The following is a 3953-nucleotide window of genomic DNA, read 5'->3' as shown; positions in this document are numbered from 1 at the left end:
ACGGTAGTGCTCAGCGCTTTGATGAGCTGGAAGCATGGGGCCAAAGGCTGGTGGCACTTGCCGAGGATGAGCGGTTTGCCGACAATCAAGAGATCAGGCTCGGTGAAGCGCAAGGCTCAGTCAATGCATTAATAAATTATAAAAAACAAGGAGATGACTCGCATGAAGAATATCATTTCTGGCTGAATAGACTGGCCAGAGTTGCGCTTGAATTTCCTGGCAACGCAATAATTCAAAAGCGGGCAAAGGATTTTCATGTTTCCTGGGGCGACCAAAGAATCGCCGGACTTGGAGATGATCAGTTCGTTATGCGATCTCATGTAGTTTCGATCTCGTCAGAGAAAAATGCTGTCCCGCAAAAGGCAAGCCCTTCTGAAGAGAAGGGGAAAGGAGTAGGTATAAAGATGCAACAAACCATTCCGTATGGAGAGAACCAATACGGAGAAAATAATAGCGCCTCGCAAGATACCTACTCGCCATACCGATAAGCTAAAACCTCTTTAGACAGAGGTTGCATGAGTCAAGTTTGCAACTCCTCAACCTCCAGAACCATACCGACAGGGTGTACCCTGCGCTTGGTCGCCGGACTCTGGGTTGAGGAACGCAACCCAACAAACTCCGCCTTCTATTGTTGGGTTGCGCTGCGCTTAACCCAACCGAAAAACCCTCATTTTGAAGACGAAGGCGCATTGAGACTGCCCCAGGTGGTCCGTTTCCAAGCGAGTTGGATTACAACCCGCAAAAAACAGCTATAAAAAACGCACCGAAGTGGCGTTGAGGTATTTTTCTTCGAGAAGGGAGACGATGCGGCGGACGATGTTGCGGCGCAGGTCGAGTTCCTGCGGGGTGTTGGGGTCCTGATGGGCCTCGTTGATCCGGGTGCCGACGATGAAATGGATGATGTCGCTGCCCAGCATCAGGCGGACGATGTCCCCGGCCGGGTTGGCCGGCAACCGCTCCACCGCGACGTTGGTGGCCAGCAGCTGCGCCACGTGCGCCAGGGTCAGGGCGCCTTCGGTGATGAGGTCAATCCCTTCCATGCGGGCCGGCGGCGGCATGCCGGTGTCGGCCTGGGTGAGATCAACGGTGATTGGCCGGCGCAGGATGCGACCGACAATGGTGGCGGTGGTGCCGCCGCAGATGATTTTCTTGCCGGGAAAGGTCATGGCGGCCTGGGCCAGCTCGAAATCGCGCTGGGGGGCAAAGGGCGGCCCGGTCATAATCAGGAGTTGCCTCGGCACCCGGAAATGAACCACCGCGCAACTGATGTCGTCGCGGGCGCAGCCGCTGTCGTTGGCCAGGGCCTGCTCCATCAGGGCCGCGGTCAACCGCCGCGAGGAGATGTCCGGTCGGGCGCGGATCAAATCGCCGGCATAGGCGACCGCCGCCTCCCTGGTCCAGCCGAGCGGCATGTCGCGCCGCCCCATGCCCGACTGACTGACGCCGTCGGAAAAACAGAGCAGCCGGTCGCCGATCTCAAGCTTGAGCGCGCCGTGGTAGATCAGCCGGTCCTTCCATCGCTCCAGGGTAATCACCGCCCTCTCCAGAGCAACCTCTTCAGCGCCGCGCAGCAGCGCCAGCGGAGGGTTGCCGTGTTCAATAAAGCGCAGTTCGCCGTTTTCGTTGAGGTCTATCAGGGTGAAGGTGGAGTAGCTGATCTTGCGCACCTCGCAGATCGGCAGGGTGTCCATGATCGACCGGGCCCAGATGCGCGCGTCGGCCCAGGCCGAGGCGAACTTGAGGGCCATGGAGGCGGTGAGGTTGGCCAGCACCGAGGCCTTGACCCCGGAGCCGAGGCCGTCGGAGAGCACGGACAGCACCCGCCCCTCGGCCTTGATCCGGTGGGAGAGAAAGACGTCGCCGCAGATGGCCTGGCGGTTCTTGCAGCACTGGGCGTGATCAACGTCGATGAAGGCGGTTTCAGTCACTGTGGTCTCCGCCCTCGTCTCCCTCGATCTTGGCCGGCGAGAACGATTCAATGATGCTGCTCAGGGTGACCTCGGATTCGGCGGCGTTTTCGCCCAGCAGATAGGCAATCTTCTGCACCGTGGCCAGATTTTTCTGGATGACCTCGCGGGCGCGGCGGATCACCTGCTCCTTCTGCACCGCCGGCCGGGTGATGTCCTGGAAAATAGCGCCGACCACCGCGTGCGGATCAATGGTGAAGATGGAGAGATGGAGGATGGTGTCGAGAAAACGGACGTCCCGATCCAGGATGTCCATGTCGTTTTTAAGCACGCTGGCAAACAGGTTGTGGAAGGGAAGCAGGTCGGTGAGGCAGAGCCCTTCGAGTTCCGCCGGCGCCGCCGCCGGACGCTGGTGATTGATGATGTCGACAAAGGCGCTGTTGCATTCCAGCACCCGCAGGTCGCTGTCGACAATCACCACCGCCGAAGGCATTTTGTGGATCAGCACGTTGGCTTTTTTGAAAGCCAGTTGGCGCATCCAGCTGACGCACATGGCCCGTTCGGCGCGCTCGGCGATCAAGGCTTTGCCGAATTCCCGACAGGAATCGTAGCCGCAGCCGCCGCAGTTGAGCTCGTCTTCCAGCGACCGCTTGCCGATCGAGCGCAGCACCTCGCTGATCCGGGTTTCCGAAGGCGGCGGCTGGCTGAGCGGCAGGGGTTCAATCAACCGGCGGATGTCGATCTCGGGCAGACGGGGCACGGATTGATCGTCCGGGTAATGGGCGCTTGCCAGCACCCGTTGTCGCTTGGCCACGGTGGCCCCCGGCCGGGTGACCTTGGGGCCGTTGACGCAGCCGCCTTCGCAGGCGAGCAGTTCGAGAAACAGCCCCTGGCCGGACTCCAGCGCATCCAGATCTTCCAGCCCGTCCAGGGCGTTCTCCACCGCCGGCAAGCCGGAAAAACTCATGAACGAGGCGTCGTCCACCCGGCAATGGGCCTGAATGCCGGCGATCATGCCGCCGTCCACCGGATAGAGCACGCCCTCCTCGGCGGCCTGGGGCACGAACAGGTCTTCGCTGCCCGGCGTCATGGCGCGCGGATCGATCCGTTCCGCAGCCAGCCAGATGCGCAGGTCCTCAAAGGTCAGGGCGATGTCAAGCAGGTCGGGGTTTTCGTCGGCCTCCAGCTTCTTGGCAATGCAGGGCCCGACAAACACAATGGACACGGACTCGCCAAAATGGCGGCGCAGCATCCGGCAGTGGGCCAGCAGCGGCGACAGCAGGGTGGTGACGGCCCCGGCCAGGTGCGGTTTGTGTTTTTGGATGTAGGCCACCACAGTCGGGCAGGCCGAGCTGATCAGGGTGCGGCCCGGTTGCTGACGCAGCGTTTGGGCCACATGGGCGCTGACCTGCTGGGCGCCGAGCGCGGTTTCCGAAACCCCCGCAAAGCCCAGACGCCTGAGCGCGGCGATCATCTGGCCGGTTGCGACGTTGGGAAATTCAGTGATCCAGGAGGGGGCCAGGGAAACAAAAACGCGCCTCGGCAGCTTGACCAGCTGGCGGGCGCGGGGCAGATCGTTGCGCACGTGCTTGGCGGCGTTGGGGCAGATGGAGACGCAGGCCCCGCAGAACACGCACATCTCGGTGACAATGGTGGCGTAGGCGTCCTGCACCCGGATGGCCTTGACCGGACATTGGCGGACGCATTTGTAGCAGTCCTGGCATTCATGCTTTTCGGTGTAGATTGGCGAGCGGCTATCCATCGGCGCCCTTCTCCTTGCCGGCGGCGAGGTGGTGTTTGAGCAGTTCGGGAAAACAGGACGGCTGCACATGGGAGTACAGGGTGTTTTCAATAGTGATGTTCGGCCCTTCGGTGCACTTGTTCTCGCACAGACGCCCGGAAATTTCCGGCCTCACCCCGGCCGATTCGGCGCAGCGGCGCAGGGTTTCGATGGCCTCGCCGTTGTTGCCCCGGGAAAAACAGGAACTGCCCATGCACACCGCAATTCGCAGGGTGGTTTGTGCAAGCTGCTCCGGCGGGGCTGCT

The 3953-nt window shown here is 61.3% G+C and carries 4 protein-coding genes; 1 reads left to right on the top strand and 3 read right to left on the bottom strand.

Annotated features, from left to right (window positions below):
- On the top strand, positions 1 to 488 hold a 488-nt coding region (locus tag RCH93_RS16220), incomplete at its 5' end, for a hypothetical protein (RefSeq protein WP_306549468.1).
- Positions 489 to 749: 261 nt separating this feature from the next.
- On the opposite strand, the gene RCH93_RS16215 is transcribed toward RCH93_RS16220, so the two are convergent.
- The 3 genes from RCH93_RS16215 to RCH93_RS16205 all read right to left on the bottom strand — a co-directional run.
- A complete protein-coding gene (locus RCH93_RS16215) occupies positions 750 to 1928 on the bottom strand; it encodes a SpoIIE family protein phosphatase (RefSeq protein ID WP_306549467.1) in 1179 nt (392 codons plus the stop codon).
- The gene (locus RCH93_RS16210; protein WP_306549466.1) at positions 1921 to 3669 is read right to left on the bottom strand and encodes a [Fe-Fe] hydrogenase large subunit C-terminal domain-containing protein; all 1749 of its coding nucleotides are present in this window, start codon (positions 3667 to 3669) and stop codon (positions 1921 to 1923) included. Before RCH93_RS16210 ends, RCH93_RS16215 begins: the two co-directional genes overlap by 8 nt.
- On the bottom strand, positions 3662 to 3953 hold a 292-nt coding region (locus RCH93_RS16205), incomplete at its 5' end, for a (2Fe-2S) ferredoxin domain-containing protein (RefSeq protein WP_373693312.1). The genes RCH93_RS16210 and RCH93_RS16205, both read right to left, overlap by 8 nt.

Origin of the sequence: Desulfobulbus sp. (genome assembly GCF_030824455.1) — a bacterium.
Classification (GTDB): domain Bacteria; phylum Desulfobacterota; class Desulfobulbia; order Desulfobulbales; family Desulfobulbaceae; genus Desulfobulbus.
This window is presented reverse-complemented; position numbering and strand designations above follow the sequence as displayed.